At 64.4% G+C, this 24,689-nt stretch carries 24 protein-coding genes and 1 tRNA gene; 20 read left to right on the plus strand and 5 right to left on the minus strand.

From position 1 onward, the window contains the following. Window positions 1-8 precede the first annotated feature (8 nt). The 5 genes from ACMGF9_RS07875 to ACMGF9_RS07895 are packed head-to-tail and all read left to right on the plus strand — an operon-like array spanning window position 9 to window position 5,644. The gene (locus ACMGF9_RS07875) at window positions 9-953 is read left to right on the plus strand and encodes an ABC transporter permease (RefSeq protein ID WP_004940833.1); all 945 of its coding nucleotides are present in this window, start codon (window positions 9-11) and stop codon (window positions 951-953) included. Beyond that, complete coding sequence (locus tag ACMGF9_RS07880) at window positions 950-1,840, plus strand: ABC transporter permease (protein WP_004940835.1); 891 nt, start codon at window positions 950-952, stop codon at window positions 1,838-1,840. Before ACMGF9_RS07875 ends, ACMGF9_RS07880 begins: the two co-directional genes overlap by 4 nt. Beyond that, entirely contained in the window at window positions 1,837-3,495 is a 1,659-nt protein-coding gene (locus ACMGF9_RS07885; protein WP_015378424.1) for a dipeptide ABC transporter ATP-binding protein, read from the plus strand. The genes ACMGF9_RS07880 and ACMGF9_RS07885 overlap by 4 nt, the downstream gene beginning before the upstream one ends. After that, window positions 3,492-4,535, plus strand: coding sequence for a putative FMN-dependent luciferase-like monooxygenase (locus ACMGF9_RS07890; protein ID WP_076740677.1), 1,044 nt, complete (start codon window positions 3,492-3,494; stop codon window positions 4,533-4,535). The genes ACMGF9_RS07885 and ACMGF9_RS07890 overlap by 4 nt, the downstream gene beginning before the upstream one ends. After that, window positions 4,532-5,644: an alkylhydroperoxidase domain protein gene (locus ACMGF9_RS07895; RefSeq protein WP_076740678.1), complete on the plus strand. Its 1,113-nt coding sequence runs from the start codon at window positions 4,532-4,534 to the stop codon at window positions 5,642-5,644. Before ACMGF9_RS07890 ends, ACMGF9_RS07895 begins: the two co-directional genes overlap by 4 nt. Window positions 5,645-5,728: 84 nt before the next feature. On the opposite strand, the gene ACMGF9_RS07900 is transcribed toward ACMGF9_RS07895, so the two are convergent. Then, window positions 5,729-7,642 (minus strand): aliphatic sulfonate ABC transporter substrate-binding protein, encoded by a 1,914-nt coding sequence (locus tag ACMGF9_RS07900; protein ID WP_414160189.1) that lies wholly within the window; start codon window positions 7,640-7,642, stop codon window positions 5,729-5,731. Between the two features lie 279 nt (window positions 7,643-7,921). Between ACMGF9_RS07900 and ssuD the strand changes: the two genes are divergently transcribed. The 8 genes from ssuD to ACMGF9_RS07940 all read left to right on the plus strand — a co-directional run bounded on the left by ssuD (window position 7,922) and on the right by ACMGF9_RS07940 (window position 17,419). Further along, on the plus strand, window positions 7,922-9,094 hold the full coding sequence (ssuD, locus tag ACMGF9_RS07905; protein ID WP_033632632.1) for an FMNH2-dependent alkanesulfonate monooxygenase: 1,173 nt from the start codon (window positions 7,922-7,924) through the stop codon (window positions 9,092-9,094). Continuing rightward, entirely contained in the window at window positions 9,094-10,473 is a 1,380-nt protein-coding gene (locus ACMGF9_RS07910; protein WP_103085463.1) for an FAD/NAD(P)-binding protein, read from the plus strand. Before ssuD ends, ACMGF9_RS07910 begins: the two co-directional genes overlap by 1 nt. Window positions 10,474-10,557: 84 nt before the next feature. Beyond that, complete coding sequence (locus tag ACMGF9_RS07915; RefSeq protein WP_414160190.1) at window positions 10,558-11,964, plus strand: LLM class flavin-dependent oxidoreductase; 1,407 nt, start codon at window positions 10,558-10,560, stop codon at window positions 11,962-11,964. A 7-nt stretch (window positions 11,965-11,971) separates the two neighbouring features. After that, window positions 11,972-12,991, plus strand: a complete 1,020-nt coding sequence (locus tag ACMGF9_RS07920) for a methionine ABC transporter ATP-binding protein (RefSeq protein WP_118891890.1) — start codon at window positions 11,972-11,974, stop codon at window positions 12,989-12,991. Then, window positions 12,988-13,692 carry a methionine ABC transporter permease gene (locus ACMGF9_RS07925; protein WP_004940850.1) on the plus strand — a complete coding sequence of 235 codons (705 nt, stop codon included), beginning with the start codon at window positions 12,988-12,990 and terminating at the stop codon, window positions 13,690-13,692. Before ACMGF9_RS07920 ends, ACMGF9_RS07925 begins: the two co-directional genes overlap by 4 nt. Before the next feature lie 2 nt (window positions 13,693-13,694). After that, window positions 13,695-14,570, plus strand: coding sequence for a MetQ/NlpA family ABC transporter substrate-binding protein (locus ACMGF9_RS07930; RefSeq protein ID WP_076740683.1), 876 nt, complete (start codon window positions 13,695-13,697; stop codon window positions 14,568-14,570). A 183-nt stretch (window positions 14,571-14,753) separates the two neighbouring features. Continuing rightward, the gene (locus ACMGF9_RS07935; RefSeq protein WP_118891891.1) at window positions 14,754-16,184 is read left to right on the plus strand and encodes an MFS transporter; all 1,431 of its coding nucleotides are present in this window, start codon (window positions 14,754-14,756) and stop codon (window positions 16,182-16,184) included. A gap of 17 nt (window positions 16,185-16,201) precedes the next feature. Continuing rightward, window positions 16,202-17,419, plus strand: a complete 1,218-nt coding sequence (locus tag ACMGF9_RS07940; protein ID WP_015378415.1) for an acyl-CoA dehydrogenase family protein — start codon at window positions 16,202-16,204, stop codon at window positions 17,417-17,419. An 8-nt stretch (window positions 17,420-17,427) separates the two neighbouring features. On the opposite strand, the gene ACMGF9_RS07945 is transcribed toward ACMGF9_RS07940, so the two are convergent. After that, on the minus strand, window positions 17,428-18,063 hold the full coding sequence (locus tag ACMGF9_RS07945) for a flavodoxin family protein (RefSeq protein WP_015378414.1): 636 nt from the start codon (window positions 18,061-18,063) through the stop codon (window positions 17,428-17,430). A 115-nt stretch (window positions 18,064-18,178) separates the two neighbouring features. Here ACMGF9_RS07945 and ACMGF9_RS07950 point away from each other — a divergent pair, with 115 nt between their 5' ends. From ACMGF9_RS07950 to ACMGF9_RS07960, 3 genes are all read left to right on the plus strand, one after another. Next, on the plus strand, window positions 18,179-19,075 hold the full coding sequence (locus tag ACMGF9_RS07950; RefSeq protein ID WP_118891892.1) for a LysR substrate-binding domain-containing protein: 897 nt from the start codon (window positions 18,179-18,181) through the stop codon (window positions 19,073-19,075). Between the two features lie 69 nt (window positions 19,076-19,144). Next, a complete protein-coding gene (locus ACMGF9_RS07955) occupies window positions 19,145-19,732 on the plus strand; it encodes a nitroreductase family protein (protein WP_015378412.1) in 588 nt (195 codons plus the stop codon). Window positions 19,733-19,862: 130 nt separating this feature from the next. Next, the gene (locus ACMGF9_RS07960; RefSeq protein ID WP_015378411.1) at window positions 19,863-20,156 is read left to right on the plus strand and encodes a DUF2623 family protein; all 294 of its coding nucleotides are present in this window, start codon (window positions 19,863-19,865) and stop codon (window positions 20,154-20,156) included. Window positions 20,157-20,169: 13 nt separating this feature from the next. On the opposite strand, the gene ACMGF9_RS07965 is transcribed toward ACMGF9_RS07960, so the two are convergent. After that, complete coding sequence (locus tag ACMGF9_RS07965) at window positions 20,170-20,739, minus strand: helix-turn-helix domain-containing protein (protein ID WP_015378410.1); 570 nt, start codon at window positions 20,737-20,739, stop codon at window positions 20,170-20,172. Window positions 20,740-20,777: 38 nt separating this feature from the next. Here ACMGF9_RS07965 and ACMGF9_RS07970 point away from each other — a divergent pair, with 38 nt between their 5' ends. Both ACMGF9_RS07970 and ACMGF9_RS07975 read left to right on the plus strand, forming a co-directional pair. Then, window positions 20,778-21,296: a GNAT family N-acetyltransferase gene (locus ACMGF9_RS07970; RefSeq protein ID WP_015378409.1), complete on the plus strand. Its 519-nt coding sequence runs from the start codon at window positions 20,778-20,780 to the stop codon at window positions 21,294-21,296. A gap of 17 nt (window positions 21,297-21,313) precedes the next feature. Continuing rightward, window positions 21,314-21,754 (plus strand): DMT family transporter, encoded by a 441-nt coding sequence (locus tag ACMGF9_RS07975; protein WP_015378408.1) that lies wholly within the window; start codon window positions 21,314-21,316, stop codon window positions 21,752-21,754. Between the two features lie 57 nt (window positions 21,755-21,811). On the opposite strand, the gene ACMGF9_RS07980 is transcribed toward ACMGF9_RS07975, so the two are convergent. Beyond that, window positions 21,812-21,887 (minus strand) — tRNA-Asn (locus ACMGF9_RS07980). Between the two features lie 62 nt (window positions 21,888-21,949). On the opposite strand from ACMGF9_RS07980, the gene ACMGF9_RS07985 reads away from it, so the two are divergent. Next, complete coding sequence (locus tag ACMGF9_RS07985; RefSeq protein WP_126181100.1) at window positions 21,950-22,174, plus strand: hypothetical protein; 225 nt, start codon at window positions 21,950-21,952, stop codon at window positions 22,172-22,174. A 51-nt stretch (window positions 22,175-22,225) separates the two neighbouring features. Then, complete coding sequence (nac, locus tag ACMGF9_RS07990) at window positions 22,226-23,149, plus strand: nitrogen assimilation transcriptional regulator NAC (protein ID WP_015378407.1); 924 nt, start codon at window positions 22,226-22,228, stop codon at window positions 23,147-23,149. Window positions 23,150-23,185: 36 nt separating this feature from the next. Here nac and ACMGF9_RS07995 read toward each other — a convergent pair whose 3' ends face one another. Beyond that, a complete protein-coding gene (locus ACMGF9_RS07995; RefSeq protein ID WP_015378406.1) occupies window positions 23,186-24,649 on the minus strand; it encodes an AMP nucleosidase in 1,464 nt (487 codons plus the stop codon). Window positions 24,650-24,689: the final 40 nt, after the last annotated feature.

Below are 24,689 nucleotides of genomic sequence, written 5' to 3' on the forward strand. Positions count from 1 at the left end.
GGGGCGCAATGAAGCGATATCTGGCGGGGCGCATCGGGCAGGCGGCATTGGTGCTGTGGGCGGCCTTTACCCTGTCGTTCATCCTGCTGCAGGTGCTGCCGGGCGATGCGATCCTGATCAAATTCCAGAACCCGGACATGGGGCTGAGTCCGGCGCAGATCGCCGACATGCGCGCGGCCTATGGCGCGGATGTCCCCCTGTGGCGGCAGTATCTGCATACCCTGGGCAGCGTGCTGCATGGCGATCTGGGCTTCTCAATGCAGGCCGGGGTGCCGGTTACCGCGCTGCTGGCGGCTAATCTGCCCGCCACGCTGCAGTTGGCGGTGCTGGGCTTTGCGGTGGCGTTGCTGCTGGCGCTGATTATCGCTTTTGTTTCCAACCTGACCGGCTTCGGCTGGCTGCGTTCGGCGCTGCAGATGCTGCCGTCGCTGTTCGTTTCAGTGCCCACCTTCTGGCTGGGCATTGTGCTGATTCAGCTCTTTTCGTTCCGCCTGAAGCTGATCCCGATCATTAACCCCGGCGAGTGGCAGGGGGTGATTTTGCCGATCGCGACGCTGGCGCTGCCGATCTCCGCGCCGCTGGCGCAAATTCTGATCCGCAGCATCGATGCGGTGCAAACCCAGCCGTTCGTCGCGGTGGCGCGGGCCAAGGGCGCCAGCCGCAGCGGGGTGCTGTGGCGGCATGTGGCGCGCAACGCCATGCTGCCGGCGCTGACCATCGCCGGCATGCTGTTCGGCGAACTGATCGCCGGGGCGCTGATCACCGAAACCGTGTTTGGCCGCAGCGGACTGGGGCAATTGACCCAGCAAGCGGTGGTCAATCAGGACGTGGCGGTGCTGCAGGCGATAGTGCTGATCTCGGCCGCCGCTTTCGTCATCATCAACTTGCTGGTGGATCTGCTGTTCCCGCTGCTGGATCCGCGGCTGAAAACCCAGGCAGGAGCATCCCTATGAGCAGTATCTCCTTTGAAAAAGCCACGGTTCCGGAGCGCGATCTGTCCGGCGCTGAAAGTGAAGGCGCGCTGCCCGCCAGTCGTTCGAGCCGCCGCCGTGTCCCCCTGACGCTTTTGCTGGCCTGGGCGGTCATTGCGCTGGTGGTGCTGTGGGCGTTGGCGCCGCAGCTGTTTACCGCCTACAGCGGCACCGAAGGCATTGCCGGCGCGCAGCGACTGGCGCCCGGCGGTGAGCATTGGCTTGGCACCGATCAACTGGGACGCGACCTGTATGCGCGCATGGTGTACGGCGCGTCGCAAACCCTGGCCGGCGCGGTAGTGGCGGTGGCGCTGGGGTTGGTGTTCGGCACCGCGCTCGGCCTGATCGCCGGCGCGTTGGGCGGCGTGGCGGACGACGCGGTGATGCGCGTCGTCGATGTGCTGCTGTCGATCCCCGGCCTGCTGCTGTCGCTGAGCATTATCATCCTGCTTGGTTTCGGTACGGTCAACGCCGCCATCGCCGTGGGCGTCACTTCGGTTGCCAACTTTGCCCGTCTGGCACGGGCGGAAGTGGTGCGAGTGCGGCACAGCGATTACGTTGAAGCGGCTTACGGCAGCGGCGGCAGCTTTTGGGCGGTGCTGTGGCGGCATATCCTGCCGAACTCGCTGACTTCGGTGATCGCCTTCTCGGCGCTGCAGTTCGGCAGTGCGATCCTGGCGATCGCCACCCTGAGCTTCCTCGGTTACGGCACTCCGCCGCCAACCCCGGAATGGGGGCTGCTGATCGCCGAAGGGCGCAACTACATTTCCACCGCCTGGTGGCTGACCACCTTCCCGGGCATGGTGGTGGTGGCGGTGGTGTTGGCGGCTAACCGCATCAGCCGTTCGCTGGGAGGAAAAGCGCGATGAGCATGCAAGCGGCATGGCAACGGGCGGCGCGGCCGCCGGTACTGGCGCTGGACAAGGTTTCCATCGCCTATCAGGGCAACGAAGGCAGGCGAAGGGTGGTGCATGAGGTGTCGTTCACGATTGAGCCGGGGGAAGTGGTGGCGCTGGTTGGCGAATCCGGTTCCGGCAAAACCACCACGGCGCAGGCGATCATCGGCTTGCTGGCCGACAACGGCCACCTTGAACAGGGCGCCATCCGGCTGCACGGCACCGATATCGCCGGCTGGTCATCGCGGCGGCTGGATGCGGTGAGAGGGGCGCAAATCAGCCTGATCCCGCAAGATCCCGCCAGCTCGCTCAACCCGGTAAAAACCATCGGCGAGCAGGTGGCGGAGATCGTCAATATTCACCGCCGGTTGCCGCGCGGGCAGGTACAACAGCGGGTGACGGAACTGCTGACCCGCGTCGGGCTGACGCACCCGGAACTGCGGGCGCGCCAGTTTCCGCATCAACTTTCCGGCGGCATGAAGCAGCGGGTATTGATCGCCATCGCCATTGCGCTGCAGCCGGCGTTGATCATTGCCGACGAACCGAGCAGCGCGCTGGACGTGACGGTGCAAAAACGCATTCTCGATCTGATCGACGAGCTGCGGCGCGAATTCGGCACTGCAGTGCTGCTGGTGACGCACGATTTGGGCGTGGCGGCGGAACGCGCCGATCGGCTGCTGGTGTTCCGCCACGGCCGGGTGCAGGAACAGGGGGCTACCGCCGAGGTGCTGCGCGCGCCTGCCAGCGCATACACCCGTAAACTGTTAGCCGATGCGCCTTCATTGAGCGGCGCCGTTGCGCCGCCGCCGAAACGCAGCGGGCAGCCGCCGGCGATCGTGGTTCAGGCGCTGGTTAAGGATTTTCGGCTGTCCGGCGGCCAGGGGTTCCGCGCGCTGGATCGCGTGTCATTCAGCGTGCCGCGCGGCACCACCCATGCGTTGGTGGGAGAGTCCGGGTCGGGCAAAAGCACGCTGGCGCGTTGCCTGTTGGGCTTCGAGCGGCCGGATGCCGGGCAGGTCCTGATCGACGGCGTCAATGTTATCGGTCTCAGGGGCGAAGCGTTGCGTCAGTTTCGGCAGCGCATTCAGCTGGTTTATCAGAATCCGTTCGGCTCGCTCGATCCCAAACAGACTCTTTATCGGGTGATTGAAGAACCGCTGCTGAATTTCGCGCCGATCGGCAAACCGGAGCGCGATCGGCGGGTGCGTGAGCTGTTCGAACGGGTCGCGCTGCCGCCCGATTTGCTGAACCGCAGGCCGCACGAACTGTCCGGCGGCCAGCGTCAGCGGGTGGCGATTGCCCGCGCGCTGGTGCTGCAACCGCGAATATTGGTATTGGATGAGGCCACGTCGGCGCTCGACGTCACGGTGCAGGCGCAGATCCTGCATTTGTTGCAAGAGTTGCAGCAGGAGCGGGACCTGACCTACCTGTTTATTTCTCACGATCTGGCGACGGTGCGGCGGATTTCGCACAGCGTTTCGGTATTGCACCGCGGTGAACGGGTAGACGGCGGCGCCACCGCCGAGTTGTTCGCCATGCCGGGGAGCGATTACACCCGCCAATTGATCGCCGCCATTCCCGGCCGCGCATCGCATGCCGGACAGCCAAAATTCGAGGAGGCGATATGAGCGGAAAAAGACTCGGTTTCTTCACCCGATTGCTGGATCAGGGCAGCGCGCAGGAGCGCTACCGGCTGGCGACCGAACAGATCGTGCACGCCGAACGAGCCGGGTTCGACACCGCTTGGGTGGCGCAGCACCACTTTCATGCCGATGAGGGCGGTCTGCCATCACCGCTGGTGTTTTTGGCGCAGGCGGCGGCACGCACCCGCCGTATCCGGCTGGGCACCGGGGTGATCACGTTGCCGATGGAGTCGGCGCTGCGGGTGGCGGAAGACACTGCGGTACTGGATCTGTTGTCCGACGGCAGACTGGAGGTGGGCGTGGCCGGCGGCGGCACGCCGTCTTCTTTCGCCGCTTTCGGTCTCGACGCCGGGCAGCGCAACACGGCATTCGCCGAGAATTTGCGCACGTTGCTGAGCGCCTGGCGCGGAGAGGCGTTGGGCGGCGAAGACAACCGGCTGTACCCGGCGGCGCCGCAGCTGGCGCAGCGCGTCTGGCAGGCCACGTTCTCGGTGGAAGGGGGCGAACGGGCCGGCCGCGCCGGTGACGGTCTGATGCTGTCGCGCACGCAGCCGCGCCCGGCGGACGCGCCTGACCTGCCGCTGGACGAACTGCAGAATCCGATCATTGACGCTTATCTGGCGGCGCTGCCGCCAGGGGTGGCGCCGCGCATCATGGGGTCGCGCACTGCGTTTGTCAGCGAGAACGGCCAGCAGGCACGCGACTTCGCCACGGCCGGGTTGAGCCGTGGGCTGGAGCGGATGCGCGCCAACGGCCACCGGTTGGCCGATACGTCGCTCGACGGCCTGATCCGCGCTTTCGACGTGCACTTGGGCACGCCAGATCAGGTAATAGCCTCGCTGCAACGGGACAGCGCGCTGGCGCGCGTCACCGATCTGGCGTTTCAGGTGCACTCCATCGACCCGCCGCACGCCCATATTCTGCGTTCTATCGATCTTATCGCCCGCCACGTGGCCCCTGAACTGGGCTGGCGGCGCGGCACGCCCGCCGTTGCTTATGAATATCACGTTGAGGAAAAGCTATGACGACATTACCGCACCAGGTCGATCTGCTGGCCGAACTGGCCGAGATTGCGCCGGATTCCACGCTGGCGCAGGCCAGAGCCACCCGGCAGGCGGCGACCGATGCCGTTCAGTCCAGCTATCTGGCGCTGTTTGCGCCTGCGGACGCCGGCGATTTCCCGCTGGCGCAGCGGCTGCGGTTGGCTCAGCGCATCAGTGAATGGCATGGCGAGCCGCGCTTGGCCGCGCATTACGCTGCTCTGCTGGAACGTCAGGGCGACGCGCCGGAAGACGAGCGGCTGCCGGCGGCGTTGGCGCATGCAGAACGTTTGGCGTTTCAACCGGCCAACGCCAACGCCCAGCACTTGCAGGCGCTGCGGCAGGCCGGCTGGTCGCTGGACGCCATCGTCACATTGTCGCAGTTAATCGCCTTTGTCAGTTTCCAAAGCCGCTTGCTGCGGGGCTACCGGTTGTTGGGCGGCAAGACGGACGACGCTGCGGCGCATCAGCCGGTAACGGCCGGCCGCTGGCGAACGGAGAGCGCGACGCGAGGCGGCCGTCACGCGCCGCCGGCGTTTACCCGGCAAGAACTGGGGTGGGAGCCGTGGATCGCCGCCAAGCCGTTGGCGGAATTCGATGACGCCGGCCGGGCGTTGCTAGAGCGGTTTGGCCACGCCGATTCCGATTACTTCCGCCTGTTGGCGCGCAACCATCCGGTGCTGGAACAACGCACGCTGGCGGACCGGGCGATTTTTTATACCCCCGGCGGGCTGTCGCGGCAGGATCGCGAGTTGGCGGCGACGGTCGCCAGCAAGGTGAACGGCTGCATCTACTGCGCCTCGGTGCATGCGCGCAAGGCGGCGCAGCTGTCGAAGCGCGAAGCCGAGATAGATCGGTTGCTGGCGGTGGCGCCGGGCGGCGCGTTGAGCCAGGGGCAGGATGACGCCTGGCAAGCGCAGATAACCTTTGCCGCCGCGCTATCCGCCACGCCGCCACAGGCTGACGCCGGGCAACTGGCGGCGTTGCGCGCTCAGGGCCTGGATGAGCTGGCGCTGTTGGATTTGGTGCAGGCGACGGCGTTTTTCGCCTGGGCCAACCGGTTGATGTTGACGCTGGGCGAACCTTATCTCTGATCTCTGCCCTCTTTCAGGCGGCGGCATTGTCGGCTGCCGCCCGGGATCCGCCGGACATCTGGCGTCGGCGCTTTCGGCAGGGGATCACAGCGGCCAGACCGCCTCGCGCACGGCGATCGCTCTGGGCAGCAGCCCGAGGGCGTAGAAGCGGTCGGCGATGCTTTGCTGCTGGCGGATCACCTGCACATCCATGGCGCGGATCTCGTGGCTGCGGCGCGACAGCGCGAGTTCCAGCGAGGCGCTCGCCAGCCCCAGTTCGTCGGAAAGGTGACGAGCGGCTTCTCTCGGCTGCGCGGTGATGTAGCGGCCGGTGTGCTGCAGCGCCTGCATCAATGGCCGCAACAGATCGCCCGAACGCTCGGCGAAGTCGCGGCGCGCCAGGTAGAATTGCTGATTGAGCACCCGCTGGGTGCCGTCGGCGATCACGCGCAGTTCCCCGTTGCGTTGCGCGTCGCTGAGCAGCGGATCCCACATCATCCAGGCATCCACCGCCTGCAGATCGGTCGCCGACAGCGGATACTTCGGCGGCGCGTAGACGATACGCACGTCGTTCAACGTCAATCCCTGTTCGTCCAGCATCTGCAGCAATAAATAGTGCACGTTGGAGCCTTTGTTGAGCGCGATGCGTTTGCCGCGCAGATCGGCGGCGCTGCGTATCGGGCTGTCTTGCGGCACCACCATCGCCACGCTCTGCGGCGCCGGCGGCTCAAAACCGACGTACACCAGCGCATTGCCCTGTGCCTGGGCGAAGATCGGCGGCACTTCGCCGGTGGTGCCGAAGTCTATCTCATCGCCGTCGAGCGCGTGCAGCAGCTGCGGCCCGGCGGGAAACTCGCTCCACAGCACGCTGATGCGCTGTGTGGCGAAGAGCTGTTCCAGGCTTTGCCGCGCCTTGAGCACCCCGAGGTTGCCGAACTTTTGATAGCCGATGCGCAGTTCGCGTTCGGGCAGCGGCGCTGCGCTGATGGCCGGTGAATGTGAGGGGGCGCCGGCGCTGCGGCGGCGCGGTTTGATCAGACCAAGATGCGCCAAATGGGTGCGCAGGGTATTGCGGCTGACGCCGAGCAACGACGCCGCTTGCAGCTGGTTGCCACCGCTGCGTTCGAAGGCGTTGCGCACCAGCGCATCCAGCACACGTTGGTAAAGCTGCGCGCTGTCGCCTTGCAACTGCTGCTGCACAAAGCGATCGATGGCGTCATCGCCGCCGCCGTCGTTATCCGTCAGGCGATGGGTGAGCTGCAGTTGCTGCGGGGCGATCGTCCCCTCCTGGCTCAGCAAAACCGCATTATGCAGCGTGTTCTCCAGCTCGCGCACGTTGCCGGGCCAAGGGTAGTCCAGCAGCGTCTGCTGCGCTTCCGCCGTCAACCGCGGCAGTGGCCGTTCCAGACGGCGGGCGTACAGCGCAAGAAAATGTCTGGCCAGCACCGGAATATCGTCCGGCCGCTGGCGCAAGGGCGGTAAAGTCACCGCCGCCACGTTCAGGCGGTAATAGAGATCTTCACGGAACCGCCGTTGGCGAATCGCGCCGGCCAGATCGACGTGGGTGGCGGCGATGACCCGCACATCGATCTTCAGCGGTTTGCGCGAACCGACGCGGGTGATCTCCCGTTCCTGCAGCACGCGCAGCAGCTTGACCTGCAGCGACAGGTTCAGCTCGCCGATCTCGTCCAGCAGCAGGGTGCCGCCTTCCGCCGCTTCGAACCAGCCCTGATGAGTGCCGACGGCGCCGGTGAAGGCGCCTTTCTCATGGCCGAACAGTTCGGCTTCCGCCAGGCTTTCCGTCAGGGCGCCGCAGTTGACCGCCAGGAAAGGTTGATGGCGGCGCGCGCTGTGGTGGTGCAGATAGCGCGCCACCACTTCTTTGCCGGTGCCGGTTTCACCGACGATCAGCACGGTGGCGTCGGTGGGAGCCAGCCGATCGAGCACGCTTTGCAGAGCGAGCGACGCCGGATCGATCAGCACCGGTTTGTCGGCGGCGAACGGTTGGGGATCGTACATGGGCGTCTCCTGTCTGACGACGATGGGGAAAAAAATCTTATCCCAGCCAATGAGCCGCCGCGAGAGGATAAAAGGCGCACGGTGCTGCATTGGCAACAGCTTTCCGCCGCCGCCTGCTGCCAATGCAGCAGCGTTTTGACGTCGATATCTCATCAATGTATTGATATGCATTGGTTTTTTTAAATCTGCAATGTGGCACGCATCCTGCTTTTCTTTTTATAACCAAGCAAAGTTTTTATATCGATAAATAATGAAAATAGTTATATAGGAAAGGCATAAATGACTGAGTCAGTGAAAGATCGCATCAACGTTTTCTGGTTTCTGCCGACCCACGGCGACGGTCGCTATCTGGGCACGGCGCAGGGCGGGCGCCCGGTGGACCTGCCTTATTTGCAGCAGGTGGCGCTGGCCGCCGACAACCTCGGCTATTACGGCGTGCTGATCCCAACCGGTAAAAGCTGCGAGGATTCCTGGCTGGTGGCGGCGGCGCTGGCACCGATCACCCGCCGGTTGCGCTATCTGGTGGCGGTGCGCCCCGGCCTGCAGCCGCCGAGCCTGGCGGCGCGCATGGCGGCGACGCTGGATCGGCTGTCGGACGGGCGCCTGCTGATCAACGTGGTGACCGGCGGCGATCCGGTGGAAAACAAAGGGGATGGCATCTTCCTCAGCCATGCCGAACGCTATGAGGTGACACAGGAATTTCTCACGGTGTATCAACGGCTGTTGCAAGGGGAGAAGGTGGATTTCAGCGGTAAGCATATTCGCGTCGAAGGCGCCGAATTGCTGTTCCCGCCGGTGCAGGAAAACGGCCCGCCGCTCTATTTCGGCGGCTCATCGTCGGAAGCGATCGACATCGCCGCCGGGCAGATCGACACCTACCTGACCTGGGGCGAGCCGCTGGCTCAGGTGGCGGAAAAGCTGGCGGCGGTGCGCCAGCGCGCCGAGCGGCAGGGGCGTAAACTCAGCTATGGCATTCGCCTGCACGTTATTGTGCGCGAAACTGAAGACGAAGCCTGGGCGGCGGCCGAGCGACTGATTGCGCATCTGGATGACGACACCATCGCGGCGGCGCAGCAGATCTTTGCGCGCATGGACTCTACCGGCCAGCGCCGCATGAGCGAACTGCACGGCGGCTCGCGAGAGAGTCTGCGCATCGGCCCCAACCTGTGGGCCGGCGTCGGCCTGGTGCGCGGCGGCGCCGGCACCGCATTGGTGGGCAATCCGCAGCAGGTGGCGGCGCGCATACGCGAGTATCAGGCGCTGGGCATCGACAATTTCATCCTTTCCGGCTATCCGCATCTGGAAGAGGCTCACCGCTTCGCCGAGCTGGTGATGCCGCTGCTGCCGCTGGCGCAGTCGACTCATCAGACGGCTCGCACGATCAATACCGGCCCGTTTGGCGAAACCATCGGCGGCGATCGTCGTCCCGGCCCGGCGCAGCGGGAGGGCTGATGGCGAAGCGTGCCCATATTATCGTTATCGGCGGCGGTTTCACCGGCGCGGCACTGGCGATCCAGCTGGCGCGCGGAGCGGTGGATGTCACGGTGATCGAACCGCGCGCCGCGCCGGGCTATGGCGTGGCGTATTCGACCACCGAGCCGACTCACCGCATCAACGTTCCGGCCGATAGGATGCAGCTGGCGGATGAACCGGCGGGGGATTTTGACCGCTGGTTCCGCGAGGGCGGCGGGCTGGCGGCCGATCCGCAGGCGTTGTGGCGCGACGGTAAAGCCTATCCGCAGCGCGGCGCCTTCGGCCGCTATGTCGAGGAACGTTTTCATCAGGCGGCGCAGTCGGGCCAGGCCCGCTTGCGGCACCTGCGCGATCGGGCGCAGCACCTGCAGCCGCAGGCGCAGGGCGCGTCCGTCATCACCGCCGGCGGCGAACGGCTGTGGGGCGATTATGTGGTGTTGGCGACCAGCCATCCGCCGCCCGCGCTGCCGCGGCAGATCGCCCCGGAACTGGCGCGCGACGCGCGTTTGATCGCCAATCCCTGGGCGGAGGGGGCGCTGGATGAGATTGAGCCCGATGAATCGTTGGCGATCGTCGGCAGTGGGCTGACGATGGCCGATGCGGTGGCGGCGTTGCACCGCCGCGGGCATCGCGGGCCGATTACCGCACTCTCTCGTCACGGCTTGCTGCCGCGTGCCAATGCCGAAGGGGAGTACCCGACGTGGTCGTTTACCCCGCCATCCGGACTGCGTGACGGGGTGCGGCAGGTGCGCCTTGAGGTGGCGCGCGCCGCTCGGCAACGGGTGCCGTGGCAGGCGGTGTTGGACGCGGTGCGCGCCCAGGGCCAGCGCCTGTGGCAAGCATTGACGCCGACCGAACAGCAGCGCTTTCTGCGGCATCTGCGCGCCTATTGGGACGTGCACCGCTATCGCCTTGCGCCGCAGGTGAGCACGCTGCTGATGGAGCAACAGGCAGCGGGCACGCTGCAGGTATTGGCCGCTCGTCTGCGGCGGGCGGAACCCATGCCGCAGGGCGTGCGCTTGACGATTCTGCCGCGCCAGGGCGCAGAGCGGGCGCTGCAGACGCAGCGGTTGCTGATCGCTACGGGGCCGGCTCATGCCGGCCTGATCGCCGCCAGCCCGTTGCTCAGTTCGCTGGCGGAGCAGGGGGCGCTGCGCGCCGATCCGCTGGGATTGGGGCTGTGGGTCAATGCCGACAGCCAGGCGATCGGCGGCGACGGCCTTGCCAACCCGCGCCTGCTGGTGGCCGGCCCGGCGGCGCGCGGCCGCTTCGGCGAACTGATGGGGCTGCCGCAGGTGGCGGAACACGCCCAAAGCGTCGCGCAATACCTGCTGGCGCGATGTCCGGCTGCAAACTGATCGTCCATTCCCGTTTTTAATACCCTAAGACCCCCCATCCGGCCCGGCTCCGTCCGTGGCCGGCAGATAATTGTGGAGCTCGCTATGTCATCGCAACGTGAAATTCGTCTTAACGCTTTTGATATGAACTGCGTCGGCCATCAGTCGCCGGGGCTGTGGGCGCACCCGCGCGACCGTTCCTGGCAGTATAAGGATCTCGAATATTGGACCGATCTGGCGCGCCTGCTGGAACGCGGCAAGTTCGATGGATTGTTTATCGCCGACGTGCTGGGGATTTACGACGTGCTTAACGGCAGCGGCGACGCGGCGATCCGCCAGGCGACGCAGGTGCCGGTTAACGATCCGCTGGCGCTGGTGACGCCGATGGCGCTGGTTACCGAACATCTCGGCTTCGGGCTGACCGCCTCGCTGTCATTCGAGCACCCTTATCCTTTCGCCCGCAGATTGTCGACGCTTGATCACCTGACCAAGGGGCGCATCGGTTGGAATATCGTCACCTCTTACCTGGAGAGCGGCGCGCGCAATATTGGCCACCGGGCGCAGACCGATCACGATGCGCGCTACGACTACGCCGATGAATACCTGCAGGTGGTTTACAAGCTGCTGGAGGGCAGTTGGGAAGACGGCGCGATTTTGCGCGATCGTCAGCGGCGCATCTTCAGCGATCCGGCGAAAATTCATCCGATCAACCACAAGGGCGAGTTCTTCCAGGTGCCGGGCATTCATCTGAGCGAGCCTTCGCCGCAGCGCACGCCGGTGCTGTATCAGGCCGGCGCTTCCAGCCGCGGCAAGCAGTTTGCTGCGGAACAAGCCGAATGCGTGTTTGTCGCTTCTCCTTCGAAAACATTGCTGAAAAAAACCGTAGCCGATATCCGCCGCCGCGCCGCCGAGGCCGGGCGCGATCCGCGCAGCATCCTGATCTTCAACCTGCAGACGGTGATCGTCGGTGAAACGGACCAACAGGCGCAGGAAAAATGGCGGGAATACAAATCCTATACCAGCTACGAAGGCGCGCTGGCGCTGGTGTCCGGCTGGACCGGCATCGATTTCGGCCAGTATCAGCCGGATCAGGTGCTGAAGCATCTGCACACCAATGCCATTCAGTCGGCGGTGGAAACTTTCTCCAGCGCCGATCCCAGCCGTGAATGGACAGTACAGGGCATCGCCGAATGGGTCGGCATCGGCGGTTTCGGCCCGCTGTTGGTGGGCGGCCCGCAAACCGTGGCCGACGAACTGCAGGCGTGGGTGGAGGAAACGGATGTTGACGGTTTCAATCTGGCCTACGCCGTTACCCATGAAACCTTCACCGACGTGGTGGAACTGCTGATCCCCGAGCTGCAAAAACGCGGAGCGTACAAGCGCGACTACACGGCGGGCACTCTGCGAGAAAAATTGTTCAATCAGGGGCCGCGCCTGGCGGAGCCGCACCCGGCGGTGGGCTACCGCTGGCCGGCCGGCGCGTCCTTGGCCGATGCACTGAGCGTCAAGTGAGGATGCGATGATAGAGATTGAGGAGTTGCACAAGGCTTACCGCGCGCCGGACGGGCACCGGATTGAGGTGCTGAAGGGCATTTCGCTGCGGGTGCCGGCCGGATCGATTACCGCCGTGGTCGGCCCCAGCGGGGCGGGCAAATCGACGCTGGCGAAATGCATCAGCCTGCTGGAGCGGCCGAGCAGCGGCAGTATCCGGGTGAACGGCCAGGACTTGTCGCGGCTTGCGGGCGAGGCGCTGCGCAGGGAGCGGCGGGCGATAGGCACGGTGTTCCAGTCTTCCGCGCTGCTGCAGCGCAAAACCGCCTGGCAGAATGTGGCGCTGCCGTTGACCTATCTGGGCGTGGTGCCGCGCGATATCGACAAGCGGGTAAAGAGCCTGCTGGCGGCGGTGGGGCTGGCGGACAAGGCGGCGTTTTACCCGGCGCAGCTGTCCGGCGGCCAGCGCCAAAGGGTCGGCATCGCCCGCGCGCTGGCGCTGAATCCGTCGGTGCTGCTGGCGGATGAGGCCACCTCCGGGCTGGATCCGGACGCCACCGGGGCCATTCTCAGCCTGCTTAAACAGCTGCGCGATCGGTATGGCCTGTCGATCATCCTGATCACCCACGAGATGGATGCGGTGCGCGACGCCGCCGACGCGGTGGCCGAGATCCGCGACGGCGTGATTGTGCAGCAAGGGCCGGTGCGCGAGCTGTTGGCAGCGCCCGATTCCTCTCTGGGCCGCCGGCTGTTCCCGCTGAAGACGCTGGCGTCCGACGCCGCGTTGCGGCTGCAGGTAACCTACTGCGCCCGTCAGCCGGCGGCCACCGACTGGATCAGCCGCATCAGCCGCCAACTCGACCTGCAGATCGATCTGTTGGGCGGCCACGTTGAAGTGGTGGGCGGCAGCCTGGCCGGGCGGTTGGAGATTGCGGTGCGTTTTGGCGGCGGTTCGCGTTCGGTGGCTGAACTGCAGGACGAGCTGCGGCGGTTGGGCATTCTCGCCGAGGTGCTGGAACAGCCGGCGGCGTTGAAGGAGGCGGTATGAAAAATCTGTCTGACAGCGTGATGAGCCAGGACACACCCTGGCGCGAGATCCATCGGTTGATGCTGCCGGCCTACGGCGAAACCTGGCTGATGGTCGGCATCGTGATGCTGTTTGTGGTGGCGATTGGCGGCGCCGTCGGCGTGGTGCTGTTCAACACCTCATCGCGCGGCTTGTTTCCGCGCCCGGCGCTGAATCGCGCGCTGAGCTGGTTGGTGAACATGGGCCGTTCGCTGCCGTTTCTGGTGCTGATGGCGGCGATTATTCCGTTCACCTTCTGGTTGACCGGCACCACCATCGGCATTCCGGCGGCGGTGATCCCGATGATCGTCGCCGGTATTCCGTTCTTCGGCCGGCTGGTGGAGAACGCGCTGCGCGAACTGCCGCCGGAGGTGACGGCGGTGGGGCTGGTGTCCGGCGGTTCGATCTGGCAGATAGTCACCCGCGCGCAGCTCAGCGAGGCGCTGCCGGCGATCGTCGCCGCCATCACGCTGAACGTCATCTCGATGATCGAGTATTCGGCCATCGCCGGCACCATTGGCGCAGGCGGCATCGGCTATCTGGCGGTGGTGTACGGCTACCAGCGTTTCGACAATCACATCATGATCGCCACCATTGTGGTGCTGATCGCCACGATCCAACTGATTCAGTTTATTGGTGACCGCCTGGTCGCCGCGTTGCGTCATCATCAGGAAACCCTTTAATCATGCCTAATCACGATTTTGAGATAGTGAAGAAGAAACGCTGGCCGTGGCCGGTGGGTATCGCGGCGGTGGCGATTATCGCCGTCGCGGTTTGGCACTTCAGCGCCCGCCAGCAGCAGACGGTGCAGTTCGGCAGCACGCTGAAAGTGCACTTTGAGCCGGCGATGGCCGGAGAGCAGCGGGTGATCGAGTACGTCGGCGAGCATATCGCGCCGGATTACGGCCTCAGGCTGGAGGCGGTTGGCCTGCAGGACCCGGTGCAGGCCGATCGTGCGGTGGCGCAGGGGCAGTACGCCGCCACGATCTACCAGCACCAGTGGTGGCTAAAGCAGGTGGTGGAGGCCAACGGTTTTAAGCTGACCCCGACTCTGCCGGTGTTCCAGTGGGCGTTCGGCATCTATTCCGACCGCTATACGTCGATCGCCGAGTTGCCGGACGGCGCGGAGATCGTGGTGCCCAACGACGGCGCCAATCAGGGGCAGGCGTTGTGGTTGCTGCAGCGCATTGGACTGATCGGGCTGGATCCGGCGATCGAGGCGCGCACCGCCAGGCTGAAAGACATTCGCGAGAACAAACGCCATTTTAACTTCAAGGAGCTGGATTTGCTGACCATGCCGCGCGCGCTGAATTCGGTAGATGCGGCTATTGGCTATGTGTCGCAGTTCGACGCCGGCAAGGTGCCGCGTGAGAAGGGCATCTTGTTCCCACCGGCGCCGAAGACCTTCGCTTCGCAGCTGGTGATTGGCACACCCTATCTGCAGGACGAAAATATTCGCAAGCTGCAGCGGGCGTTTGCCGATCCCAGGTTGCAGGCGTGGCTGAAAAACACCGACGACCCGCTGGTGAAAGGCGTGCTGGTGCCGGTCTCGGCAGAATAATCCCCGCCCGAAATGGCCGTGATAAAGGCCGGATTAACGCGTGTTAATCCGGCGCTTCTGTTACGCTGTAACTTGGTTTAATTTATTGATATTAATGATATTTATAGAATAATTTGTTGTTTGTCGGCGTAATTTTTTCACCCTATAAACGAGGTGTCACCTGCCAATTACAACGAGGAAGCTATGAGTACCTTAAATATCGATACCGCGCCGCCGTTATCTGCGCCCATCGGCTCCGCCAGCGATGTGGCGCGTTTGATTAACCAACGCAGCGAGAAAAATACCCATGCGCGCATGATCGTGCTGTTGGCGCTGGGCGGTGTTTTTCTCGATGCCTATGATCTGACCACGCTGTCTTACGGCATCGATGACGTGGTGCGTGAATTCAGCCTCAGCCCGCTGCTGACCGGGGTGGTAACTTCTTCGATCATGGTCGGGACCATTCTCGGCAACCTGGTCGGCGGCTGGTTGACCGACAAGTACGGCCGCTATCAGGTGTTTATGGCCGATATGCTGTTTTTTGTGGTTTCCGCCATCGCCGCCGGGCTGGCGCCCAACGTCTGGGTGCTGATCGGCGCGCGCTTTTTGATGGGTATCGGCGTCGGCATCGATTTGCCGGTGGCGATGGCCTATCTGGCCGAATTCTCCAAATTCTCCGGCAAGGCCAACAAGGCGTCGCGCCTGGCGGCCTGGTGCCCGATGTGGTACGCCGCTTCGTCGATGTGTTTTCTGATCATCTTTGCGCTCTATTTTCTGTTGCCGGCCGAACATGCGAACTGGCTGTGGCGCGCCTCGTTGATTTTCGGCGCGGTGCCGGCGCTGCTGATCATCATGGTGCGCAGCAAGTTTATGAACGAGTCGCCGCTGTGGGCCGCTAACCAGGGCGATTTGAAAGAGGCGGCGCGGATCCTGCGCGAGTCATACGGCATCGCCGCCCATGAGGCGGAACCTGACGCCGCCCAACCGGCGGCGGCGAAGGTCAGCTTCCGCGTGCTGTTCCGCAAGCCGTACCGCGAACGCACTCTGGTCTCCTGCATGATGAACGTTTGCATTTCCTTTGAATACACCGCCATCGCCTTCTTTCTGCCGTCGATTCTGGCGCAGTTTCTCGGCGCCGGGGTGTTTGAAACCCTCTCCGCCTCGCTCGGGCTGAACGTGCTGTTCGCCTTTACCGGTGGCCTGCTCGGCATGCGTCTGGCATGGAAGTATCCGTCGCGCCACGTGGCGATCGCCGGATTTGCGCTGCAGTTTATCGCGCTGATTGCCCTGGCGTTGATCGGGCATCCGCAGGCGGCGTTCGGCGTTGGGCTGGCGATCCTGATGTTGGGCCTATGGCTGTTCGCCGAAGGCTTCGGCCCCGGCGCGCAGATGATGATTTACCCGGCGCTCTCTTACCCGACGGCGATCCGCGCCACCGGCGTCGGTTTCGGCCGTTCGCTGTCCGGTATCGGCAGCGCGCTGGCGTTGTTTATTCTGCCGATTTTGCAGGCGCGCTTCGGCACCGACATGTTTTGGATTGTTTCACTGGCGGCGGCGATCCCCATCGTCTTCCTGCTGATCATTCGCTTCGAACCGACGGCGCGCGATATCGACGATCTGGCCGATCGCGCTTAACCACAGAGGACACTGACATGACGCAACACCTGTTATCCACCGGAGCAGACTACGCACAGCTGGCCGCGCGTTTTCGGCCGATCTTCGCCGAAATCGCCGCTGGGGCGGTGGAGCGCGAGCTGTCGCGCACGCTGCCGCATGAACCGATCCGTTGGCTGAAAGAGGCGGGGTTCGGCAGGGTGCGCATCCCGCGTGAAAAGGGCGGCGACGGCGCTTCGTTGCCGCAGCTGTTCGAACTGCTGGCCGAACTGGCGGAGGCGGACTCTAACCTGCCGCAGGCGCTGCGGGCGCATTTCGCCTTCGTGGAAGATCGGCTGAACGCGCCGGACGGCCCGGAGCGCGATCGCTGGTTCGAACGCTTTCTCGACGGCGAGCTGGTCGGCAGCGGTTGGACCGAGATCGGCGGCGTGAAGCTGGGGCAGGTCAATACCCGGGTAACGCCGCAGGCCGACGGCTGGTCGCTCAACGGCGAGAAATTTTACAGCACCGGCAGTCTGTTTGCCGATTGGATCGACGTGTATGCCGAGCGCAGCGACAGCGGCGGCCCGGTGATCGCTTTGGTGAACGTCGCCCAGCCGGGCGTAGAGCGCGACGACGACTGGGACGGATTTGGCCAGCGCACTACCGGCAGCGGCACCACGCGTTTTATTGATGCGCAGGTCGAGCAGGCGCACGTCTATGACTTTGCCGAGCGCTTCCGCTACCAAACTGCGTTCTATCAGCATGTGTTGCTGGCGACGCTGGCGGGGATCGGCCGCGCGGTGCTGCGAGACGTCGGCGAGGGCGTGAGGCAACGTAAAAGGATCTATAGCCACGGCAACGCCGGTTGGGTGAAGGACGACGTGCAGATCCAGCAGGTGGTGGGGCAAATCAGCGCCTGGGCCTATGCGGTCGAGGCGACGGTGCTAAAAGCGACTTCCTCGCTGCAGCAGGCTTATGAGGCGCATCGATCCGGCGATGAAGCGCTGCTGCAGGCGCTTAACGTGACGGCGGAGCTGGACGCCGCCAGGGCGCAGGTCATCGCCGGGGAGTGGGTGCAGCGCGCCGCCGGTGAATTGTTCAATGCGCTCGGCGCTTCAGATACCCGTACCGGCAAGGCGTTGGATCGCCACTGGCGCAATGCGCGCACGCTCTCTTCACATAATCCGGTGATCTACAAGGCGCGCAATATCGGTGACTGGGAAATTAACCGCCATACGCCGACCTTTATCTGGCAAATCGGCAGTGGCGGTTGAGGCCGTGGCTATTCCGTCCAAACCTGCGTGCTGCGCGGGCTGTCCATCTGATAATCCGAGTAGGGGCGGGTGAAGAACTCGCGCCCCAACTCGCGGGCTGCCCGCAGCGGGTTGCGGGGATCGCGGGCGATCTCGCCGCGCTGGTTGCCGGCGCCGTGCACCAGTCCGACGAAGGCGGAATGGGTGTAGCGGCTGAACTCCTGGATCTGATGCACGATGCCCAGCGCCGCGCCGGGATAAGTTTCTTCCGACGCCACCGCCAACCCGATGCGTTTGCCGCTCATGCGTTGGTGCACCTGTTCCGCCTGAGGGTAGGCGTTGGAATAGAAGCTGAACGAGCGATCGAAAAAGGCCTTGGTTTGCGCCGACATGCCGTACCAGTAAATCGGCGTGCAAAATACCGCGCCGTCGGCCGGCAGGAAGTGCTCCAGGAACAGCTCGGCGTAGCGATCGGCCGGCGGCGGCGTATGGCGTTCATCGCTCAGGAAACCGCTCAGGTAATCGTCGAGAAAATGCAGGCTGGCGGAAGTGCCGGCTTCGGCGGCGCCCGCCATGATCGCCTGCGCCAGCGTGGCGCTGTTGCCGTCGCGGCGCGGGCTGCCGATCAGCACCACCAGGCGCTTGGATTGATGAGCTGTATTCATGTCATACTCCTTGGTGTGAAGTGAACTCAGCCTTAATCTAGAAGCGAACGTCTGCAGGCGACAAATGACGGTTTTTCTGCCAGGATGAACTCAACTCATCCCAAGAGGCTTCGCCATGTTCGCTACGCTGCCCGTCAACGCGTTACGCACCTTTGAATCCGCCGCTCGCCTGCGCAGCTTCAAGCTGGCGGCGGCCGAGCTGGCGGTGACGCCGACGGCGATTTCGCACCAGATCAAGGCGCTGGAACAGCAGCTGGGTTTTGCGCTGTTCGAGCGGGTGCCGCGCGGCGTGCGGCTGACGGCGAAGGGCGAAACGCTGTTTGCCGGCGTGCACGGCGCGCTGCTTGATGTCGCCGCCACGCTTGAGGGCCTGCGGCCGCAGCCCAGCAGCGGCTCGCTGTGCGTCTCGGTGACGCACTCGTTCGCGGCGCTGTGGCTGGTGCCGCGCCTGGGGCGTTTCTACCAGGCGCATCCGCACTATCTGGTGCGCCTGGAGGCCTGCGCCGAGGTGATCGACCTGCAGCAGGACGCCAGCGTGGATGTGGCGGTGCGCTACAGCCGCGCGCACTATCCCGCGCTGCATCAGGCGGCGCGGCTGGAGGAAAGCTTTGGCGTCTACGCCGCGCCGGGGCTGGCCGCCGCTCCGCCGGAAAATCCGGTGCTGATCACCGTCAAGTGGGGGGATTCGGCGCTGTACGACAGCGGCTGGCATGACTGGTGCCGGGCCGCTGGCGTGGACTGGTGGCAGCGCCATGCGGCGATGCGCAGCTATCACGAGGAGCATTACGCCCTGCAGGCGGCGGTGGCCGGGCAGGGATGGGTGCTCGCCAGCTCGGTGATGGTGTCCGAGATGGTGGACAACGGTCTGCTGGTGGCGTACCGGCCGGAGGTGTGCGTACCGGGCGCCGCATACAGCGTGCTGTGCGCCCCGGGGCGCGAGCGGCATCCTCCGGTCAGGGCGTTTCTGGCCTGGCTGCGGCAGGAATTGCCGCAGGACAATGGCACGAAATAAAAGTTTTACCGTCCTAAGCTGTGGGAATATCAGCGAACTTTTGTTTTTACTTCACTGCGAGAACCTATCATGAGCCAGCCAAGAATCTCCGATTACCCGATTGACGCGCAATTTATCGAGCGCTGGTCGCCGCGCGCGATGACCAACGACGCCATCGACGATCAAACGCTGCTGAGCTTCTTTGAAGCAGCGCGCTGGTCGCCTTCGGCCTACAACATTCAGCCGTGGCGCTTTGCCTACAGCAAGCACGGCTCCGACAGCTGGGAGAACTACCTGGAGTTCCTGATCGACTTCAACCGCGGCTGGGCGCAACACGCCTCGGCGCTGGTGGTGATCGTCTCCAAAACCACCAGCCTGAACGGCGAGCGCCTGGTGGACAACCCGACCCATGCGTTCGACACCGGCGCGGCCTGGGCCAACCTGGCGCATCAGGCGCATCTGAAAGGCTGGCTGACCCACTGCATGAGCGGCATTCACCACGATAAGATCAAAGCGGCGTTGCAACTGCCGGACGACTATGCGGTGCACGCTATGGTGGCCATCGGCAAGCCGGGCGACAAAGCCCGCCTGCCGGATTTCCTGCAGGAGAAAGAAGCGCCGTCGGGCCGTCTGCCGCTCGGCAAGACCGTCAGCGAAGGGCTGAATTTCACGCTGTGATTGCCCGCTTTCTCGCAGGCCCGCTTGGCGGGCCTTTTTTATGCGGCGAGTAAAACTTAGGGAGTATGTTCTCGTTCGCTCATTCGCTGTATATTTTGTTATATAACGATTGTGCGGTGAGGAGGAACCCGTGGGAGATCATTTTGGCAAAGGGTTGTTGGCGGGGTTAAAGGTAGAGAACCTGAAGCCGGAGGCGGAGCTGTCGCGCTTTTGCTCCGACTACAAGCGCGGTTTCGTGCTCGGTTATGCGCACCATTTGGCGCAGCGCTGCGGCGACGAGAACCGGGCGGCGTTCGAGGCTGGGCAGCTCAGCCGCGCCTATGGCCTCGGCCGCGAGCCGATGAGCGAGTTCTTCTCCGGCGGCGACAGCCGGTTGGCGGAGAAGTTTTTCCACGCCGGCTATAACCAGCCGACGCCGGGGTAGCGCCGGTGAGCCGTCAGGCGGCGCTCAGCACCGCCACCATATACACGCATGCCTCATCGCTTTGGTTTTCAAAGCGGCAGTCCGCCGGTGGGCCGAGCTCCAGGCAGTCGCCTTCGGCCATTTCATGGCGCGCGTCGCCCTCAAGAAAGACCAGTTCGCCGGATAAAACCCAGATCAGCTGACGCTTGAAGGCATACACCGAAGCCGGCATCGGGATCGCTGCGCCGGCCGGCAGTTCGATGCGCACCAGATCGAGCGGCAGATCGGTGCGCGGCGACACGTGGCGCCGCACGTAGCCGCTCTCCGGATCGACCCAGACCGGTTGATCTTCCCGGCGCAGCAGCCGGCCTTCCTGCGTTTCCGCGCGGGCGATCAGCTTGGACATGCTGAGGCCGAACGCCCCCGCCAGTCTGCCCAACAGCATCGCCGTCGGGCTGCTCTCGCCGCGTTCGATCTTATGCACCATCGCCCGCGATACGCCCGCCCGTTCGGCCAAATCGGACAGCGACCAGTGGCGCGCCTCGCGTTCAATGCGAATGCGCGCGCCGATCAGCTGATTTAGATTGTCTAATTTAATATTCATATCGTAGTATTATAGTGGACAATTGGCCGGGGTAAACCATGATTATACGAAATGCGACGCTCAACGATAGCGCGGCGATTGCCGCTATCTATAACGACGCGGTGTTGAACAGCACCGCCATCTGGAATGAACAAACCGTGGATGCGGCCAACCGCGCGGCGTGGATCGGCGAACGGCAGGCGGCGGGCTACCCGGTGCTGGTGGCGGTGAACGCCGCGGACGAGGCGATCGGCTACGCGTCGTTCGGCGACTGGCGCGCCTGGGACGGCTATCGCCATACCGTAGAACACTCGGTGTATGTCCATCAGGCGCATCGCGGCGCAGGGATTGGCAAGTCGTTGCTGCTGGCGCTGATCGCACGGGCGCGGGAAATCGGCAAGCACGTGATGGTGGCCGGCATCGAATCCGGCAATCAGGCCTCGATTAAGCTGCATCTGGCGCTGGGGTTTCGCGACGTGGGGCGCATGGAACAAGTGGGCGCCAAATTCGGCCAATGGCTGGATCTGACCTTCCTGCAGCTGAGGCTCGACGAGCGGGCGACGCCGCCCGCGCGCTGATCCCGGGAGACAGGGCGATGAATATGCTGTTACTGCTGATCGCGGCGGGAATGGGGCTGGTGGTGCAGAATCTGCTGATGGTGCGCATTACCGAAAGCGTTTCGACCATCCTCATTACGCTGGTGATCAACTCCAGCGTCGGTTTGTTGTTGCTGGTGGGGTTGCTGCTGGCCAAAAACGGCCTCGGCGCGGTGGCGGAAGTGACCGGCGCCGCCAGGTGGTGGATGCTGTTGCCGGGGCTGTTGGGATCGCTGTTCGTGTTCGCCGGCATTCTGGGTTACCAGAAGCTGGGGGCGGCGGCCACCATTTCGATCCTGGTCGCCAGCCAGCTGTGCATGGGGCTGTTGGCCGATGCCTATCGCGCCGGTCCGGCGGCGCTGCGTGAGAATCTGCCGGCGCTGGTCGGCGCCTTATTGCTGGTGGCGGGCGCCTATCTGGTGGCGAAACGCAGCTTTTGACGGCGGCTGAAAGGCAAAAAGCCCGCTCGGGTTTCCCTGAGCGGGCTTCTCTAAATTTGGCTCCTCTGACTGGACTCGAACCAGTGACATACGGATTAACAGTCCGCCGTTCTACCGACTGAACTACAGAGGAATCGTTGGAACGGGGCGAATAATAGCGGGGCGGTTGCGGCTTGTAAAGCGTGAAAACGCCCGATGCGTTCGTTTGCTGCAAGATTGCCCAACCTGCTGCTTTTTCTCGCTTTTGTCGCTTATCCCGCGCGCAGCGCCGCCGAATGGCCCGTTGATCGGCGCCGTTGCCTGCCGATGGTGCAACGGTTGCCCTGCGCGGTGGCGCGCGCCGCCCGGCGAACGGCCATTTACCGCCTTGTACCCCGCTTCCACGGCCGTTTACCGACTCTGGCCTGGATCTTGCTGTGATTGCATGACCGGATTTCGGCATTCTCAATTTAGCGGCTCGCTGGAGGCACTATGAATTTCAGACGTCTGAAGTACTTCGTGAAAATCGTCGATATCGGCAGCCTGACCCAGGCAGCGGAGGTGTTGCACATCGCCCAACCGGCGCTCAGCCAGCAGTTGGCGACGCTGGAAGGGGAGCTGAAGCAGCAGCTGCTGATCCGCACCAAGCGCGGGGTGCAGCCGACCGAGGCCGGCAACATTCTGTATGCCCACGCGCAGACCATTCTGCGCCAGTGCGAACAGGCGCAGAGCGCGGTCAACAGCGCCGGGCAGGCGATGAGCGGCCAGGTGTCTCTCGGGCTGGCGTCGGGCAGCACTGCGGCGCAGCTGGCGCTGCCGCTGTTGCAGACCCTGCGCGATCAGCAGCCGGGCATCCTGCTCAGCCTGCATGAAAACGGCGGCGCGGCGTTGGCCGGGCAGGTGGCTAACCAGACGCTGGACATGGCGATGGTCTACGGCGCCAAAATGCCCGCCGGTCTGCACGCCATCGCATTGATGCGGGAAGATCTTTATCTGGTGGCGACGCGCGCGGTGCCGCATCCCGGCAACAGCGTCGAGCTGCTGGACGTGGCGCGGCTGAACCTGTTCCTGCCGCGCGAGGGCGATGCGGTGCGCAACCAGCTGGAGGAGGCGATGGCGCTGCGCAAGCTGGCTGCCAACGTGGTGGGGGAGATCGAATCCTCGGGCGCGCTGAGCGCCGCGATCGCCAGCGGGTTGGGGGCGACCGTGCTGCCGGAATCGGTGGCGCGCGCGATGATCGGCCCGGCCAAGGCCTGGATGGCGCGCATCAATGCGCCGACGATGTCGGTGCCGCTGTCACTGTGCATGTCCAGCCAACAGGGGCTGTCCGCCCCGGCGCTGCTGGTGAAAGACCTGTTGCTGTCGATCGCCGGCGGCCGCAGCCAGGAGAAGCGCGCGCTGGCGCTGGTGCGTTGAGGAAAAAACGGCCCGCCGCAGCGGGCCTGAGCACCGTTAGCGGAACGGCGGTTCGTTGAAGGTGCGCAGCTTGCGCGAGTGCAGGCGATCGCCCTCGGCGCGCAACAAATCGATGGCGCAGATGCCGATCTGCAGGTGCTCGGAGATCGCCCCTTCGTAGAAGCGGTTGGCCTGGCCCGGCAGTTTGATCTCGCCGTGCAGCGGTTTGTCGGAGACGCACAGCAGCGTGCCGTACGGCACCCGGAAGCGATAACCCTGAGCGGCGATGGTGGCGCTCTCCATGTCGACCGCCACCGCGCGGCTGAGGTTGAAGCGGCGCGCCGAAGCGGAGTAGCGCAGCTCCCAGTTGCGATCGTCGGTGGTGACGACGGTGCCGGTGCGCAAACGCTGTTTGACCTCTTCACCGGGCATGCCGCTGACCATCTTGGTGGCGTCATACAGGGCGCGCTGCACCTCGGCGATGCTCGGGATCGGGATATCCGGCGGCAGCACCGCATCCAGCACGTGATCGTCGCGCAGATAGGCGTGGGCCAGCACGTAATCGCCGATCTTCTGGCTTTCGCGCAGGCCGCCGCAGTGGCCGATCATCAGCCAGGCGCTCGGGCGCAGCACCGCCAGGTGATCGCAGATGGTCTTGGCGTTGGATGGGCCGACGCCGATGTTGATCAGCGTGATGCCCTGGCCGGTGCGCGAGATCAGGTGATAGGCCGGCATCTGGTGGTTTTTCCACGCCAGATCGGACACCGCCTGCTCCGGGGCGCTGGTTTCCGGCGTGATGTAGGTGCCGCCGGCGCTGGAGAGCGCGATGTACGGGCTGGCCGGATCGGCGATCTGGGCGCAGGCCCAGCGCACGAACTCGTCCACATAGCGGGTGTAGTTGGTGAACAGCACGAACGGTTGAAAATGTTCCACCGGCGTGCCGGTGTAGTGCCGCAGACGCGCCAGCGAGAAATCCGCGCGCAGCGCATCGAAATGCGACAGCGGGAAATGGTTGTCGGTGGCGTGGTACAGGCCGTCGGCGGTCTCGTCACCGATCTGCGCCAGCTCGGTGGTGGGGAAATGCTGCGCGATGCCGGCGCTCATTGAGCGATCGAGCGCCAGGCTGGAACCGTCGATGACATAAGGGAACGGGATCTCCTGCTGCGACGGCGCCACTTCGATATGGGCGGCGTAATCGTGTTCCAGCATCGCCAGCTGTTCGGCCAGATAGTGGCGGAACAGCTGCGGCCGGGTCACGGTGGTGCTGTAGCTGCCGGGATGGGTAAAGCGGCCGAAGGCGCGGGTTTTGCTCGGGCCGGATTGCTGCCCGTCCCAACTGACGCGCAGTTCGGGATACACGAACAGCCCGGCGGCGCGCGCTTGTGCATCCGGCAGCGTGCCGTGGCTGATAAAGTCACTGACCGCCTGCCGCAGCGCGTCTACCGCGGCGTCATACAGGGCTTCCAGTTGATCGAGTGCCTGATCGGCGCTGAGGCCGCTGCGAGGTGGGGCATAGCTCATACTTTCTCCTTGGATGTCCCGGCTCTGTGGCGGGGTTGCG

The organism is Serratia sp. BNK-23 (assembly GCF_047456145.1).
In the GTDB taxonomy this organism is placed as follows: domain Bacteria; phylum Pseudomonadota; class Gammaproteobacteria; order Enterobacterales; family Enterobacteriaceae; genus Serratia; species Serratia nematodiphila.